Raw genomic sequence first — 16266 nt, forward strand, 5'->3', positions numbered from 1 at the left:
AAAATTAACAGCTTAGTTTCACCGTTTGAGCGATATCAGAAGCAGACTTTTTGACCAATGCCTCGTCTTCCCCTTCAACCATGACCCGAATCAATGGTTCCGTTCCTGATTTTCGGAGTAAAACCCGGCCTTTATCCCCTAGCTGGTCCTCAGCTTTTCTGACTGATAGCTGAACCTGTTCACTATCCAAAGGGTTAGTTTCACCACTGAAGCTGACATTTTCCAACACCTGAGGGTAAAGCGTCATTCCTTTGGTTAACTCATTCAACGTCATTTCACTATCAACAACCGCAGCCAATACCTGCAATGCCGCTACAATAGCATCACCTGTCGTTACTTTATCCAGCAGAATAATATGCCCGGAATTTTCAGCGCCTATCTTCCAGTTCTTTTCCTGCAATTTTTCTAGAACGTAACGATCTCCCACAGCCGCACGAATAAACGGAACACCCAATTGTTTGAGCCCTACTTCCATCCCCAGATTCGTCATCAAAGTACCGACAACACCACCTTTTAACTGTCCCTTACGTAATAAATCCCGGGCAATAATATAAGCAATCTGATCACCATCAACTTTATTACCAAGTTCATCAACCATGATGATTCGGTCACCATCGCCATCAAACGCCAGCCCCAAATCGGCTTTTTCATCAATCACTTTCTGTTGTAATGCTTTTACATCCGTAGCTCCAACTTTGTCATTAATATTGAGACCATTTGGTTCGACGCCCATCGCAACAATTTCTGCCCCCAATTCTTTAAATACGTTCGGAGCAATGTGATATGTGGCACCATTCGCACAATCCACAACCAATTTCAATCCGCTTAAATTGTGCTTTGAGGGAAAAGTGCTTTTACAAAATTCAATATAGCGCCCGGCCGCATCATTTAACCGGTTTGCCTTACCCAACTCTGCAGAAGGAACACATTCAATGTCTTTATCCAGTTCTTCTTCAATCGCAAGTTCTATTTCATCCGGTAATTTTGTTCCTTCAGAAGAAAAGAATTTAATTCCGTTATCATAATAAGGATTGTGTGAGGCTGAAATTACTATTCCGGCTTCAGCACGAAAAGTTTGAGTCAGATAAGCAACTGCCGGCGTTGGCATCGGGCCGGTAAGTGTCGCTTTTAATCCGGCTGCAGCTAATCCGGCTTCTAATGCTGACTCGAGCATATAGCCTGAAATACGGGTATCTTTACCAATGATGACCTGCTTAGTTCCTTGTTTGGCCAATACACGTCCTGCTGCCCAACCTAATTTTAAAACAAAATCAGGGGTAATAGGATATTCTCCTACCTTGCCCCGAACACCATCAGTACCGAAATATCGTCTATTGTCGCTCATGTTTTGTTCTCTGGTTTATTACTTTTGATATTTGTTCATTGTATTCAGAATTGTAATCGCTTCAGCTGTCGCTTTTACATCATGAACCCGAAGTATTTGTGCGCCTTTCCCGGCACAGATAACTGCTCCAACCACACTGGATAACTCACATTCTGCTGGTTTCTTATTGAGTAACTTATGCAACATTGTCTTTCGCGACAGCCCGGTAAGAATAGGAAGATCGTATTTTTTAAACTCTTCCAGATTCGCCAGCAAATAATAATTGTGCTCAAGAGTTTTACCGAAACCAAATCCGGGATCTAAAACAATATTTTCTCTTTCTATCCCACCATGAATACAGGCTTCGATTCGATCTTTCAAAAAACAATGTACTTCCGGCAAAAAATGTTCATATTCCGGCGCTTTCTGCATCGTTCTTGGCTTGCCTTTCATATGCATAATACACACAGGAACAGCTGCTCCGGCAACAACATCAATTGCCCCCGGTTCCTGCAATGCACGAATATCATTAATAAAATCGGCACCGGCTTCGATGGCTTGTTTCATCACCTCAGGCTTACTGGTATCGACAGAAATCCATACGTCTGATTTTTGTCTTAACTCCGTCACAACCGGAATGACTCTTTTCAGCTCATCATCTACCCCTACTTCAGGAGCTCCTGGCCGGGTTGATTCTCCACCGATATCGATGATAGTTGCCCCATCCCGAATCATCTCTTGTGCATGTTCAATTGCACTTCTGACAACCGTATACTTTCCACCATCAGAGAAAGAATCCGGCGTCGTATTCAAAATGCCCATAATCTGAGGCTCAGTTAAATCAAGAACTTTGTCTTTATATCTAATTTCCATGATGTGCCCATAAAACAAAAACCCCGAGTATTTTCCCGGGGCTTTAAATGAAATCAACAAATCATTTTTTAATCAACTTTATTTGTATCATCTTGCTCTTTATTGTCTGAAGACTCAGCAGCATCATTAGTGTTATCCTGATCTTGCTCTTTTACAGTGTCACTGTCTTTTGACACTGACTCTTCAGCCACTTTTTCTGCTTTTGCTTTCTCTTCTTTTGCATGCTCTTGTTCAAGCCAGCCAGCTGGCTCTCTGATGGTTTCTTTGCGATCCATCAGATCATCTATCTGCCCGGCATCAATAGTCTCATATTTCATAAGAGCATCTTTCATTGCATGCATAATATCCATGTTTTCATTGATGATTTTCTTAGCCCGCTCATAATTTCGATCGATAATTTTACGAACCTCATCATCGATCAACCGAGCTGTATCATCTGACATATGCTTCGATTTGGTCACACTACGTCCGAGGAATACTTCCCCTTCATCTTCAGCATATAACAATGGACCCAGTTTTTCTGAAAATCCCCATTGCGTAACCATTTTGCGGGCAATGTCAGTAGCGCGCTCAATATCATTTGAAGCGCCTGTCGATACTTTGTCGGTACCATAAATAAGCTCTTCGGCCAAACGACCACCATAAAGACTCGAAATCATAGACTCCAGATGTTGCCGGGACATACTGATGCGATCTTGCTCAGGCAAATACATAGTCACACCAAGAGCCCGTCCACGCGGAATAATTGAGACTTTATAAACCGGATCATGTTCAGGAACCAAACGCCCCACAACAGCATGTCCCGCTTCATGATATGCCGTTGATTCTTTCACTTCTTCGGACATCACCATGGAACGACGTTCAGCCCCCATCATGATCTTATCTTTGGCCAGCTCAAATTCCACCATCGAGACATTTCGCTTATTACCGCGAGCGGCAAACAAAGCAGCTTCATTAACCAGGTTTGCCAAATCTGCACCGGAAAATCCAGGTGTACCACGTGCAATTAAAGAGGGTTCCACATCATTAGCTAATGGTACTTTTCTCATATGGACTTTCAGAATCTGCTCACGGCCACGAACATCAGGCAACCCAACAACGACCTGACGGTCAAAACGTCCCGGACGCAACAAAGCTGGATCAAGAACATCCGGACGGTTTGTCGCAGCGATAACAATAATACCTTCATTACCTTCAAAACCATCCATTTCAACCAACATCTGGTTCAGTGTCTGTTCACGTTCATCGTGACCACCACCAACACCGGCGCCACGTTGACGCCCAACAGCATCGATTTCATCAATGAAGATAATACATGGTGCTGCTTTTTTAGCCTGTTCAAACATATCTCGAACACGAGAAGCACCAACCCCGACAAACATCTCAACGAAATCAGAACCGGAAATAGTAAAGAATGGTACTTTAGCTTCACCAGCAATGGCTTTTGCAAGCAATGTCTTACCAGTACCCGGAGGACCAACCATTAACACACCAGTTGGAATTTTACCGCCAAGTTTCTGAAAACGGCTTGGATCTCTCAGGTAATCAACAAGCTCTTTCACATCTTCTTTGGCTTCATCACAACCAGCAACATCACCAAAGGTTGTCTTAATCTGTTCTTCAGTCATCATCCTGGCTTTACTTTTGCCAAATGACATTGCGCCTTTTCCGCCGCCGCCCTGCATTTGACGCATAAAGAAAATCCAGACGCCGATAAGAAGAATCATAGGGAACCAGGAAATAAAAATAGTTCCCAGCAAGCTCTGTTCTTCAGGTGGTGTTCCCTGAACTTTTACGTTTTGATTAATCAAATCATCAAGTAATTTCTGGTCATAGACCGGCATATAGGTAACGTATTTAGAATTACCACCCCGGCGTGTGAATGTAATCACACTATCCTTAAAGGTTGCATCTTGTACCTGGCCCTGACCAACTTCTTTTACGAAAGTCGTATAGTCAACAGCTTTGCCACTATTGTCTCCCGGACCAAAGCTCTGGAAAACAGACATCAAAACGACAGCGATAACCAGCCATAGGATTAAATTTTTTGCCATGTCACTCAAGGTGTAAGCCTCTCGATAACTAATTGTAATTAAAGGTAGGGTACTACAGATTCTAGCGTCTAGCTACTTTGTTAACAGTGACCGATACCCACAAAATGGTTACCCTTTGTAACCAGTCGCAACAATATAGACCTCTCTTGAGCGAGCTCGCGATGAGTCTGGTTTACGAATTTTCACGACTTTAAAGAGCTCGCGAACCTCTTTTACATACTGATCAAAGCCTTCGCCCTGAAATACTTTAACCACAAAACTACCATTAGGAGCAAGAACTTGTCGACACATATCCAGGGCCAGTTCAACTAAATACATTGCCCTGGGCTGATCAACCGACAGGTTCCCCGCCATATTAGGAGCCATATCCGACATCACCACATCTACTAAAGAAGGCTGAATGCGTTCTAACAAAGCATCCAGTACAGCGTCTTCACGGAAATCCCCCTGAAGAAAAGCGACACCGGCAATTGAATCCATAGGTAAAATATCACAGGCAATAACCTGACCACTTTCCCCAACAATATTAGCAGCATATTGAGACCAACCGCCGGGAGCGGCTCCCAAATCAACGACTGTCATATCAGGTTTGAGAAGTTGATCTTTATTTTGAATCTCTTCAATCTTAAAAATAGCCCGAGAACGATAACCTTTTTTCTTCGCTTCGTTGACATACTTATCATCAAAATGCTCTTTCAACCAACGGCCAGAGCTTGCCGAGTGCTTTTGTTTACTCATGATTTACCTAAAACGAACGACATCTACTGAGAAAGTATGGTAGAAAATATAGTCTTCCAACATAGATGGCGTTAAAATGCCTCTTTTCAACCCTTATATTAAATAAAATCGGCCGCATAATGAACCTAAGTACGAAACAAAAACAGCATCTAAAAGGCTTAGCACACAATCTGAAACCGGTTGTGCTGATGGGCGCAAATGGACTGACAGAAGCTGTATTGGCGGAAATAGAGATCGCACTCGATCACCATGAACTGATAAAAATTAAAGTAGCCTCTGAAGATCGGGAAACCAAAAACCTGATTGTTGACGCTATTGTTCGTGAAACAAAAGCGGAAAAAATTCAGACAATTGGAAAAATGTTAATTCTTTATCGTCCCACGGAAGACCGGAAAATCGAATTACCAAGAAAGTAAGAAAAAGGCCACTCAGATGGCCTTTTTTAATTTTTAATAATGTGGCTGACAATTCATATATATGCGTTAACAATAAATAAAACAGACTTACACATAATCAACGTTATCGACTTCGAAAACTTTTTCGCCACCAGGAGTAACAATTGTCACCTCATCACCTTCCATTTTTCCGATAAGTCCCCGGGCAATAGGTGAACTGACGGAGATTAAACCGGCTTTAATATCCGCTTCATCATCGCCAACAATCTGGTAAGTTTTCTCTTCATCTGTGTCCACATCAATCAGGGTAACTGTTGTACCAAAAATGATTTTACCGGTATTTTCCATTTTCGATACATCAATAATCTGAGCAACTGACAGCTTATATTCAATATCCCGGATCTGCGCTTCACAGATTCCCTGTTCTTCTCTTGCTGCGTGGTATTCTGCATTTTCTTTAAGATCACCCAACTCACGAGCTTCAGCAATGGCTTGGGAAATCTTTGGTCTTAACTTCAGGAGTCTATCCAACTCTTCACGTAACTTCTGTGCTCCACGCACAGTCATTGGAACCTTTTCCATCTTTTACCTCTGGGCCAAAGTTATCTTTGGACAAAACAAAAACTACCCAACCAAAAGTTAGGCAGCTTAAACCGTGAATGTATTACCTCAGTGTAAACAAAGTTAATGATGAGATCATCTGAATTCAAGGCCTATTGTCATAAAACCTTCTTTTTTTCTTCTTAATTTTCTTTCCTCCCCTACTATAAATGGAACAGAAATCACAACCAGTCCAATCCTTTATCAGTAAAAAGAGATTAAAAAAAATTAAAAATGCATAAATCATTGAACTTTATATCTCTTCTTTATTTTAAAATAAACAATTAAAAATCAATTAGTTGATATTTATTTATAAATAAATAAAACCCTTATCACACCTATTTTTATATCGTTTTACTAACTTTTCTGCCCCGCTCTCAGTTAAAACTAGATTGCGTAACTTAATAGCCAAATGAGGTTTCGCAGCGTCAGCTTTTTATCGTTGGCAATGATTAATTTCATATTTGGCGATGATGATTTTGATAGAGACAAATAAGCAGCCATTAAAAAAGTGACTAAGATTTTTCAGCTTTATGGTTGTTCTTATTCTTCTAAAAAATTGAAACGGACAAAATTTTAGGATTAACAAGATGAAAAAAACTCTGATTGCTCTTGCAGTAGCAGGTGCTGCAGTGGCTACTGGTGCAAACGCTAGCGAACTTTACAATCAAGACGGTACGTCCATGACTATTGGTGGCCGTGCAGAGGCTCGTATGTCTATTCAAGACGGTGATGTATCAGACGCATCTCGCGTTCGTGTAAACTTTCTTGGAAAACAAGAAATCACAGATTCTCTGTATGGCTTAGGTTTCTACGAAGCTGAATATACAACCAACGACGAAAGCTCTACATCCTCAGACCAGGATACTCTTGATTCTCGTTATATTTATGCAGGGCTAGGCGGTTCATTTGGTCAGGTTACATACGGCAAACAAGACGGTGCGTTTGTTGCTGTCACTGACTTTACTGATATTATGGACGCCCACGGCGGTAATGCATCTCAGGAACTTGCAATCGCTGGTGACCATATCGATAACATGCTGGCTTATACTGGCTCATTCGGTGATTTGTCTGTTAATGCAACTTACCGCTTCGCTGATCGTGACGATGATCCTGTATCTGGTGATGCAACTTCCTATGACGATAACGCCTTAGACGGCTACGCTGTATCTGGTATTTATAATTTTGCTGATACTGGTCTGGCATTCGGTCTTGGTTTCGCTCAACAGCATGGAAAATTAGGTGCAACTGCTGGTGATAATGACTCAAGTGCAATGCAATACCTTGCTGCGGTTTCATATACTCAAGATGCTCTGTATTTGTCAGCAATGTATACTAACAAAAACTTCGACGACACAAACAATGACTACGAAGGCTACGAAGTTGCAGGCCAATATACTTTAGACAAAACTGTCTTTATTGCGACCTATAACTCTGGTGATAAAGATGATAGCACTTCAAAAGTGAATGACCTTGCTTTAGAAGTTGCGTATATGTTTAAACCAAATGTTAAAGCCTATATTGATTATGACTTTAACTTCGTGACTGGCGATGAAGCAGCGAATGCTGTTAACGGTTCAGAAGACGAAGCAATGCTAGGTCTACGTTACGATTTCTAATATAGAAAAACCACTGTTTTCTTAAATTTACACCTGTCAGGTATTGGCAGGTGTTTTTTTATCCCGTTATACTGCCTGTCGAATTTATTATAATTTAAGGCTTTCCTGACATGAGACATTTTTATCTTTTTGCTACCTTTTTCTTCTCTTGTCACGTTTTTTCCCAGGAACTCCTGCTTTCACAGTACCTTCCACAATCCACCCGCTCAGCTCTTCTGATAGAAACCATTCATGGAAATGAGACATTTTCTCAAAATACTAACCAATTTTTTCCACCAGCCAGCACAGCAAAGTTATTAACCGCCTTATCCGCAAAACTGGAGTTAGGTGATAATTTTTCTTTTTCAACCAGACTGAACACCAACCAAAGCGATGTTGTTATCCATTTTTCCGGCGATCCTGAACTGACCTACCATGATCTTCTGTTGTTGTTTAAAAAATATAAAGAAACACTAGGCAGTAAAATAAAAGGAAATATCTGGCTGGATAACAGTGCCTTTACCGGATATCAAAAAGCAATCGGCTGGCCCTGGGATATTTTAGGCGTCTGCTACAGTGCTCCTTCAACAGCTATTACGCTGGATCATAATTGTGTTCTGGGCTCCATTTACACTCTAAATAACGGGAAAACCCGGGTTCATACTCCGGAGCAATTCCCTATTGTCGTATCATCAAGAGTCAAAGTGGTGTCTGACGAAGAGCAAAAACACACACTTTGCGAGCTGGAACTGACGTCAGACAACGAAAATCACTATCTGCTCAATGGCTGTATTACGAAAAAAGCTTCCCCTTTACCACTAAAATTTGCCGTACAGAATCCTGAGCTTTATGCAACCCGGATGGTCTACAAAATCATCAATAACCTAAACATGAAGCTCGGAGGGCAGATCTATATAGGAACACCAAAACATAAATCCGAAAAATTAATTGCGGAGCACCTTTCTCCCCGCTTACCAAGCCTTTTAAACAAGATGCTCAAAAAGTCGGATAATTTAATTGCAAACAATTTAACAAAAGCAATGGGAAAACGATTTTTCATTCAACCAGGCTCATTCGCAAATGGAACTGAAGCCATCAAACAAATTTTATTAACAAAAGCAGGTATTGATCTTTCCAGTGCTCAGCTGGTTGATGGTTCAGGACTGTCAAGAAATAACCGCTTAACAGCTCACCAGGTAGCTTCTGTACTGAAATATATCCTGAAACACAATAAACAGCTCCAGATATTGGATCTGCTACCGGTTGCCGGCAAAAGTGGCACTTTGAAATACCGTTCAAGCATGAGAGACCAAGCAATAGTTGGACGAATAAAGGCTAAAAGTGGGTCATTATATGGAAGTCATAATATGGCCGGATACGGACTTGATAGTGACGGTAATCCCAAAACCATTTTTGTTCAGTTTATTACCGATTATTTTCCGGTTCAGGAAGGAGAAACATCACAAAAATTGCATCCTTTAAGAAATTTTGAAACCGCCTTTTATAAGAAAATTATCAATACACATTAATGCCTCAAAAAGCACCTTGCTCCCTGAGGCATTAATAACAATAAAACAACGCGCATGACGCATGACTGACTTTATCTGAAACCGTTGTTCTAAATGCTTTACTGAATAGTCACCCGGGCAAATTTACGTTTTCCGACCTGAAGAACATAAGTGGATGCTTCCGGTATCCATTTCGTATCTTCGATTTTGGTGCCCTCCGATTTTGCGGCCCCCTGACGAATCATCCTCATCGCATCAGAAGTGGAGTTGACCAGTCCGGCATCTTTTAGAATATTGGTAATAGCAGTTCCCGCATCAAAAGTAAACTCGGGCATTTCATCAGGAATGGCCCCTTTCTGAAAGCGGTTGATAAACTCTTGTTCTGCCGCATCTGCATCCGAATCGGAGTGGAAACGGGCGATGATTTCTTTTGCCAGTAAAATCTTAATGTCGCGGGGGTTTGTGCCGTTGGTCACATCTGCTTTAAACTGTTCAATTTCCGCCAGAGGCCGGAAAGACAACAGTTCATAATAACTCCACATCAAATCATCCGAAATCGACATAATTTTACCAAACATCTCTCTTGGCGATTCAGCAATACCAATATAATTGTGTGCAGACTTCGACATTTTCTTCTCACCGTCCAGACCGACAAGAAGAGGCATCATTAAAACAACCTGAGGTTTCTGACCATTGGATTTCTGAAGTTCACGCCCCATCAACAGGTTGAATTTCTGATCGGTTCCTCCCAGCTCCACATCTGTTTCCATAGCAACTGAATCGTACCCCTGAAGAAGAGGATACATAAATTCATGAATGGCAATGGGTTGTCCTGTCGTATAGCGCTTTTTAAAATCATCTCGTTCCAGCATACGGGCAACCGTCTGGTTTGCAGCCAAACGAATCATCCCCTCAGCCCCAAGATCCGATAACCATTCAGAGTTAAACTGAATTTTGGTCTTTTCAGGGTCCAAAATTTTGAACACCTGCTGTTTATAAGTCTCAGCATTGCGAATTACATCTTCCCGCGTTAACGGAGGACGGGTTGTATTCTTACCGGTAGGATCACCGACCATACCGGTAAAATCGCCAATCAAAAATGTCACTTCATGACCTAAATCCTGGAAAGTTCTCAGCTTATTCAGGATGACAGTATGCCCCAGATGAATGTCCGGAGCCGTAGGATCCGCACCTAATTTAATACGAAGAGGCCGCCCTTCTTTCAGTTTCGCAATTAATTCATCTTCCGGTATAAGCTCTTCAACACCACGTTTAATTTCCGCAAGTGCTGTTTCTAAGTTCGCCATTCTTGTTTACTCCCACAGATTTGGCAGAAATTTGATAGTTGGACAGTTTACTTGAATAGCGATAGTTTTTGAAACCAGTTAGACTACAGATATAAAGATTTATGAATAATTGATGAAACAAAACAAAATATGTTGTCTATTTTTGCCCGACTGCCTCTTTTACATAAAATTTTAATTGGTCTGATCTCTGCCGTTATTGTTTTTTCAATGATATTTTTACCCAGCCCTTCGGCTTTGAGAAAAAATGAAAAACATCTTGAAATCGGGCGTCATTATCCTCTTTCAATCAACAAAGAAGCATTAGCTCCCGGAGAATCCATTCCACCAACTGCCGTTCTCCGATGGGAAAGACACATCGTCAAATCAGGAGAAAGTGCCGCGGTCCTTTTTCAACGTATCGGATTATCTTCACGCCTGTTATATGAAATAACAGCCAGTAGTGTCAGAGCAAAACAACAACTAAGTCGTTTAAAACCTGGCAATAAACTCGTGTTCGGTTTCAATCAGGAAAATAAGCTGATTCAGTTAAGAAGAACCATTAATCCTTATGAAAGCTTTTTAATCACCAGAACACCAACCGGATTTAAAACCAGTATTGATAAAAAAGAAATTCACTATCAATACAACTACACTGAAGCAACAATAGTATCTAACTTCTGGAATGCAGCAAAAAAAGCCGGATTAACAGGAAATCAGATCATGGAACTGGCTGGGATCTTTGGCTGGGATGTTGACTTTGCATTAGATATACGTAAAGGAGATCAATTCAGACTGCTTTATCAGGAAAAAGTGGTTGAGGGAGAAGTGGTCGGAAAAGGTAATATTATTGCCGCTGAATTTATTAATCAGGGAGATACTTTTAAGGCTATTCTGGATGATACCAGTGGTAATTACTACGATGAAAATGGCCGGGCAATGAAAAAAGCATTTTTACGTGCGCCACTTGATTTTCGTCGGGTATCATCCAATTTCAATCCAAGGCGTCTGCATCCTGTCACCGGCCGAATAAGGCCTCATAGAGGGACAGACTACGTTGCCCCGATAGGAACACCCATCTGGGCCGCTGGAGATGGCGTCGTCATAAAATCCAGTTACAATCAGTTTAACGGGAATTACGTGTTTATTAAGCACAGTAATACCTACATCACCAAATACCTACACTTAAAGCGTCGTCTGGTAAAAACCGGGCAGAGAGTAAAACAGGGACAAACAATAGGCCAGTTAGGCAGGACAGGAAGAGTGACAGGCGCCCACCTTCATTATGAGTTCCTTGTTCATGGTGTCCACAAAAACCCTCGGACAGTAAAACTGCCCGAATCAAAATCACTCGCCGGGTCCAGAAAACAGACATTTCTGGCAAGTGCAAAAATAAAATTAGCGCAAATGAAGCACTACAGCCTCGTTTTAACTGCGAAAAGATGACAAATCATGAAGTCTTTTTGGTGTACCGCTTTATTCTGCTTTGAATTGATATCGTAGGCTTTAAGGCTGCTGACTTTCAAATTTTAGATACTAAACGACGCACCGCAACCACACGTTGTGGTAGCGTTCGGGTTATTAACAAAGAAACGAGCACCTTCCAGTCCTTCGGTATAATCTACTTCCCCTCCAATCAGATACTGAAGACTCATTGGATCAACCACCAGGGTTACACCACTGTTTTCGATGGTTGTATCACCGTCATTAACATTCTCATCAAAAGTAAAACCATATTGGAAACCACTACAACCACCACCAGTGATATACACACGTAATTTCAAATTAGGATTTTCTTCTTCTGCAATCAGAGTTTTCACTCTGGTTGCTGCTGCATCGGAAAATGTTAAAGGAACATTTAACTCACTCACCACGACCTCTCTTATGTGCCCGTGTACTCATAATGCTTTTCCGGTATTAAAACATAAACACATGGCACTCTCTAATATTTTTCGAATTATCCAATACCCTACTATTTCGGTCAAGTAAGGTTTTTTGTTCTCACATCCATACTTCTGTCTTTTTTATTTATCACATTGATTAATGACTGAATTTCGATAAATTCAACAAAAAGGGTTCTCCTTCGAATATCAAAGAGTACAATGCGTACAACATTGGTCCGAATGACAATTAGAGGATAACCCATGACCAGATCCACAGACCTGTATCAGAAAGCCCAGTCAACCATACCCGGAGGCGTCAACTCACCAGTAAGAGCATTTAGTGGTGTGGGTGGTTCCCCTATTTTTATTGCCCGGGCAGACGGTGCTTTTGTTTTTGATGAAGATGGTCACGCTTATATCGATTATGTTGGATCATGGGGTCCGATGATCTTGGGGCATAACCATGCTGAAATCCGTGAAGCCGTGATGGATGCGGTACAACACGGTTTAAGTTTTGGAGCTCCGACCGCGATCGAAGTAGAGATGGCGGAACTCGTATCTGAGCTTGTTCCATCGATGGAAATGGTACGTATGGTGAACTCAGGTACAGAAGCTACCATGAGTGCGATTCGTCTGGCCCGTGGTTATACAGGACGGGATAAGATTATAAAATTTGAAGGATGTTATCATGGACATTCAGATGGACTGTTAGTAAAAGCTGGCTCAGGCGCTCTGACACTTGGCCAACCCAGCTCCCCCGGAGTACCTGCCGATTTTGCTAAGTACACACTGACAGCCCGGTATAACGATCTGAATTCAGTTCACGAATTATTCAGTGCTAATAAGGGTGAAATAGCCTGCATTATTGTCGAACCCGTAGCAGGCAACATGAACTGTATCCCACCTGTCGATGGTTTTCTGGAAGGATTGCGGGAAATTTGTGACAGCGAAGGAGCACTGCTCATTTTTGATGAAGTCATGACCGGGTTCCGGGTTGCTTTGGGTGGTGCGCAGGACTATTACCATATCAAACCAGATCTGACAACGCTGGGTAAGATCATTGGCGGAGGTATGCCTGTTGGAGCTTTTGGCGGCAAAAAAGAAATAATGCAATACATAGCACCCACAGGGCCTGTTTATCAGGCCGGAACTTTATCGGGTAATCCCGTGGCAATGGCTGCCGGCTACGCTTGTCTTAAGTTGCTAAGAGAAGAAGGAAATGAACGCAGACTCACTTTTAAAACCAAGCAATTGACCGATGGTTTTAGAAAGTTAGCGCAAAAACACGGTATTCCTATGGTAATTCATCAGGTAGGGGGAATGTTCGGCTTCTTCTTCACCGACCAAAAAACCATTACCTGCTATGAAGACGTCGCGAAATGCGATACCGATAAATTTAAGCAATTTTTCCACCTGATGCTCCAATTTGGCGTTTACCTGGCGCCTTCCGCCTATGAAGCGGGCTTTACCTCACTGGCCCACAGTTCAGAGGCCATCGATGCCACACTGGAAGCCATTGACAGAAGTCTGGCTATCATGTCTGAAGAGCTTTAATTCTCCCCGTATCCGTAATCAGAGGGAAATCGCCTCTGATTACCTTTTCATTTCTTTCTTCTAGTGCCAGTTCACGGCAACCAAAATTACAAGTGCCACTAATGTACATCCGAGCCATGGAATCTTTCTGAATGTTTTTTTCTCTGAAGAACAACATTTCTCATTATTACAGCATCCCATTATACTTTCCCCATTGATTACCTGTTAATAAATCGCCATTATAAGCATACTCATATGAACAAGGAGCCCGTTCCTCGTGTCTACTCCCAAGATATCCCCAAGTCATTGGGTTATTATCGTCGCCCTGCTTTCCGCTGCTGTCGCCTGTTTCTACCTTGTTGAACCTTATTTAAACGCGATTATTCTGGCCTTTATTCTTTCTTTAATTATTCATCCTGTCCACCATATTATCGACAAAAAGATTGAATCGGCACTTGGCCGGAGTAAAAATCTGTCCGCATTGATTTCATGTGTTCTGCTAACCGTGATTATTGTTATCCCGCTTTTGTTCGTCATTTCAGCCATTGTGCAACAAGGGGTGCGTTTTTCTCAAAACCTCTACGACTGGGTATCTCATGGAGGTATCCAGACATTGTTCAATCACCCCTGGGTTCAGTGGGCCATTCATTTTTCTAATGATTATCTGCCCTTTAAGCACATTGATTCAACCAGTATTGCTCAGGAAGTTGCAACCGCATCCAGTCAGGCCGGTTCAAAACTGGTTGGCACCAGCGCCAAAATTTTGGGTGATGCCACCGCGTTTATCCTCGACTTTTTTCTGATGCTGTTTGTCTTATTTTTCCTTTTACGGGATTACGACAGTATTATTGTTTCTCTCAGACACATTTTACCGTTATCAAGAAGTCAGGAAGATAAGTTGCTTGATCAAATTGAAAAAGTAGCAAAATCGGCTGTTATGGGTTCTTTCCTTACGGCATTGGCTCAGGGATTTGCCGGCGGTATCGGTATGGCGATTTCCGGATTTCCCGGTTTATTCTGGGGAACGATGATAGGCTTTACATCATTTATTCCTATTGTGGGTACTGCACTTATCTGGCTACCAGCAAGTGTTTACTTATTGCTATCCGGGCAAACAACCTGGGCAATTTTTCTGGCGGTATGGAGTATTACTGTCGTCGGCTCAATTGATAACCTATTGCGCCCCCTTCTGATGAAAGGAAGCGCGGGTATGAATACTCTGCTTATTTTCTTTTCCCTTTTGGGCGGCATTCATCTCTTTGGTCTGATAGGCCTGATTTACGGACCTCTTATCTTTGCCATCACCATCGTTCTGTTTAATATCTATGAAGTCGAGTTTCAACACTTTCTCGATGATCAGGATAACAGTTGATAAATCGCGAATTCCGGCTTTAGGAATTCGCGCTACTGTGCGACAATCTCGGCGTTTTTCAATCATTCATAGGGTGCTCGCTCGATGCTAACGTCCCCCAGCCAAATAGCTCAACGTCAACTGGACTATTTTCACGACAAGCATGTTTTAGTCGCAGGAGAAATCGAAGACGATTTTCCACTTCTTTTATCGTCACACTGTCGCTGCGTTTCCGTCTATACCACGCATTTTGGTTACTACCGTCAGATGAACCAAAACAAAGACATAACCTGTTACTTTGGCAGTGAAATGAGTGAAGAATGTCAGGCGGATCTACTCCTGCTTTACTGGCCGAAAGCAAAACAAGAAGCCGAGTATTTGCTCGCGATGCTTCTGAGTAAGTTAGGAAAAGGGACAGAAGTCGTTGTTGTCGGGGAAAACCGCTCTGGCGTTAAAAGCATTGAAAAGTTCTTTAAACCCTATGGGGTAATCCACAAATACGACTCCGCCAGACGCTGTTCTTTTTACTGGGGAGAATGTCAGACCACACCGACAACGTTTAATATTAATGATTGGTTCAAAGAATACACGGTATCTTTCGGTCAGACGCATCTGAAAGTGAAAAGTTTACCTGGTGTTTTTAGCCATGGTGAATTCGACACTGGTAGTCAGTTACTGGTTAGAAACCTTCCTCCACTGAGCCATAAAGTGCTTGATTTTGGCTGCGGTGCAGGCGTTTTGGGCTGTATGATGAAAGCCCTTAACCCCGAGATCGATGTTCATTTATGCGATGTCAGTGCTCTCGCGGTCACATCATCAATCAAGACATTAGAAGAAAACAATTTATCCGGACAGGTATTTGCCACGGATATTTACAGTAATGTTGACTCTGATTTTAATTTTATTGTGAGTAATCCCCCATTTCACTCAGGACTGGACACCAATTATAACGCTGCAGAAACTTTACTGATGAAAGCACCGGAGCACCTGAAGACAAATGGAGAAATGCTCATTGTCGCCAACAGTTTTTTAAAATACCCACCGATTATCGAAAATGCGTTTGGCCACTGCCAGCTTTTGGATAAAAGCAATAAATTTGCAATTTATCGGGCAACGAAAAAATAGC

The 16266-nt window shown here is 42.0% G+C and carries 14 protein-coding genes; 7 read left to right on the plus strand and 7 right to left on the minus strand.

The features are described from left to right. Nucleotides 1-4: 4 nt before the first annotated feature. The 4 genes from glmM to rlmE form a co-directional block, all read right to left on the minus strand. Entirely contained in the window at nucleotides 5-1345 is a 1341-nt protein-coding gene (glmM, locus tag LRQ06_RS04975; RefSeq protein WP_232765320.1) for a phosphoglucosamine mutase, read from the minus strand. Nucleotides 1346-1363: 18 nt separating this feature from the next. After that, nucleotides 1364-2197: a dihydropteroate synthase gene (gene folP, locus LRQ06_RS04980; RefSeq protein WP_232765321.1), complete on the minus strand. Its 834-nt coding sequence runs from the start codon at nucleotides 2195-2197 to the stop codon at nucleotides 1364-1366. Nucleotides 2198-2265: 68 nt separating this feature from the next. Then, complete coding sequence (gene ftsH, locus LRQ06_RS04985; protein ID WP_232765322.1) at nucleotides 2266-4260, minus strand: ATP-dependent zinc metalloprotease FtsH; 1995 nt, start codon at nucleotides 4258-4260, stop codon at nucleotides 2266-2268. 99 nt (nucleotides 4261-4359) lie between these two features. Continuing rightward, on the minus strand, nucleotides 4360-4989 hold the full coding sequence (gene rlmE, locus LRQ06_RS04990; protein ID WP_232765323.1) for a 23S rRNA (uridine(2552)-2'-O)-methyltransferase RlmE: 630 nt from the start codon (nucleotides 4987-4989) through the stop codon (nucleotides 4360-4362). A gap of 119 nt (nucleotides 4990-5108) precedes the next feature. Here rlmE and yhbY point away from each other — a divergent pair, with 119 nt between their 5' ends. Then, nucleotides 5109-5405 carry a ribosome assembly RNA-binding protein YhbY gene (yhbY, locus tag LRQ06_RS04995; RefSeq protein ID WP_232765324.1) on the plus strand — a complete coding sequence of 99 codons (297 nt, stop codon included), beginning with the start codon at nucleotides 5109-5111 and terminating at the stop codon, nucleotides 5403-5405. Between the two features lie 87 nt (nucleotides 5406-5492). Here yhbY and greA read toward each other — a convergent pair whose 3' ends face one another. Beyond that, nucleotides 5493-5966 (minus strand): transcription elongation factor GreA, encoded by a 474-nt coding sequence (gene greA, locus LRQ06_RS05000; protein ID WP_232765325.1) that lies wholly within the window; start codon nucleotides 5964-5966, stop codon nucleotides 5493-5495. Nucleotides 5967-6574: 608 nt separating this feature from the next. Between greA and LRQ06_RS05005 the strand changes: the two genes are divergently transcribed. Both LRQ06_RS05005 and dacB read left to right on the plus strand, forming a co-directional pair. Beyond that, nucleotides 6575-7603: a porin gene (locus tag LRQ06_RS05005; RefSeq protein WP_232765326.1), complete on the plus strand. Its 1029-nt coding sequence runs from the start codon at nucleotides 6575-6577 to the stop codon at nucleotides 7601-7603. Between the two features lie 110 nt (nucleotides 7604-7713). Further along, nucleotides 7714-9111 carry a serine-type D-Ala-D-Ala carboxypeptidase gene (gene dacB, locus LRQ06_RS05010; RefSeq protein ID WP_232765327.1) on the plus strand — a complete coding sequence of 466 codons (1398 nt, stop codon included), beginning with the start codon at nucleotides 7714-7716 and terminating at the stop codon, nucleotides 9109-9111. 98 nt (nucleotides 9112-9209) lie between these two features. Here the strand turns inward: dacB and tyrS are convergent, their stop codons facing one another. Then, nucleotides 9210-10397 carry a tyrosine--tRNA ligase gene (gene tyrS, locus LRQ06_RS05015; RefSeq protein ID WP_232765328.1) on the minus strand — a complete coding sequence of 396 codons (1188 nt, stop codon included), beginning with the start codon at nucleotides 10395-10397 and terminating at the stop codon, nucleotides 9210-9212. A 129-nt stretch (nucleotides 10398-10526) separates the two neighbouring features. Here tyrS and shyC point away from each other — a divergent pair, with 129 nt between their 5' ends. Then, the gene (shyC, locus tag LRQ06_RS05020) at nucleotides 10527-11819 is read left to right on the plus strand and encodes a peptidoglycan DD-endopeptidase ShyC (RefSeq protein ID WP_232765329.1); all 1293 of its coding nucleotides are present in this window, start codon (nucleotides 10527-10529) and stop codon (nucleotides 11817-11819) included. A gap of 83 nt (nucleotides 11820-11902) precedes the next feature. Here the strand turns inward: shyC and erpA are convergent, their stop codons facing one another. Further along, a complete protein-coding gene (gene erpA / locus LRQ06_RS05025) occupies nucleotides 11903-12244 on the minus strand; it encodes an iron-sulfur cluster insertion protein ErpA (protein WP_232765330.1) in 342 nt (113 codons plus the stop codon). A 273-nt stretch (nucleotides 12245-12517) separates the two neighbouring features. Here erpA and hemL point away from each other — a divergent pair, with 273 nt between their 5' ends. From hemL to rsmC, 3 genes are all read left to right on the plus strand, one after another. Next, complete coding sequence (gene hemL, locus LRQ06_RS05030; RefSeq protein ID WP_232765331.1) at nucleotides 12518-13810, plus strand: glutamate-1-semialdehyde 2,1-aminomutase; 1293 nt, start codon at nucleotides 12518-12520, stop codon at nucleotides 13808-13810. Between the two features lie 256 nt (nucleotides 13811-14066). Next, complete coding sequence (locus LRQ06_RS05035; protein WP_232765332.1) at nucleotides 14067-15161, plus strand: AI-2E family transporter; 1095 nt, start codon at nucleotides 14067-14069, stop codon at nucleotides 15159-15161. An 84-nt stretch (nucleotides 15162-15245) separates the two neighbouring features. Beyond that, nucleotides 15246-16265, plus strand: coding sequence for a 16S rRNA (guanine(1207)-N(2))-methyltransferase RsmC (gene rsmC / locus LRQ06_RS05040; protein ID WP_232765333.1), 1020 nt, complete (start codon nucleotides 15246-15248; stop codon nucleotides 16263-16265). The last annotated feature ends 1 nt before the right edge of the window (nucleotide 16266 follow it).

Origin of the sequence: Vibrio salinus (assembly GCF_021272385.1) — a bacterium.
GTDB classification, from domain to species: Bacteria; Pseudomonadota; Gammaproteobacteria; order Enterobacterales; family Vibrionaceae; genus Vibrio; species Vibrio salinus.

Bases quoted from the DNA above. Each gene is read 5' to 3' on its own strand.
- glmM (WP_232765320.1), bottom strand. From the start codon at position 1,345: ATGAGCGACAATAGACGATATTTCGGTACTGATGGTGTTCGGGGCAAG.
- folP (WP_232765321.1), bottom strand. From the start codon at position 2,197: ATGGAAATTAGATATAAAGACAAAGTTCTTGATTTAACTGAGCCTCAG.
- rlmE (WP_232765323.1), bottom strand. From the start codon at position 4,989: ATGAGTAAACAAAAGCACTCGGCAAGCTCTGGCCGTTGGTTGAAAGAG.
- yhbY (WP_232765324.1), top strand. From the start codon at position 5,109: ATGAACCTAAGTACGAAACAAAAACAGCATCTAAAAGGCTTAGCACAC.
- greA (WP_232765325.1), bottom strand. From the start codon at position 5,966: ATGGAAAAGGTTCCAATGACTGTGCGTGGAGCACAGAAGTTACGTGAA.
- LRQ06_RS05005 (WP_232765326.1), top strand. From the start codon at position 6,575: ATGAAAAAAACTCTGATTGCTCTTGCAGTAGCAGGTGCTGCAGTGGCT.
- dacB (WP_232765327.1), top strand. From the start codon at position 7,714: ATGAGACATTTTTATCTTTTTGCTACCTTTTTCTTCTCTTGTCACGTT.
- tyrS (WP_232765328.1), bottom strand. From the start codon at position 10,397: ATGGCGAACTTAGAAACAGCACTTGCGGAAATTAAACGTGGTGTTGAA.
- shyC (WP_232765329.1), top strand. From the start codon at position 10,527: ATGTTGTCTATTTTTGCCCGACTGCCTCTTTTACATAAAATTTTAATT.
- hemL (WP_232765331.1), top strand. From the start codon at position 12,518: ATGACCAGATCCACAGACCTGTATCAGAAAGCCCAGTCAACCATACCC.
- rsmC (WP_232765333.1), top strand. From the start codon at position 15,246: ATGCTAACGTCCCCCAGCCAAATAGCTCAACGTCAACTGGACTATTTT.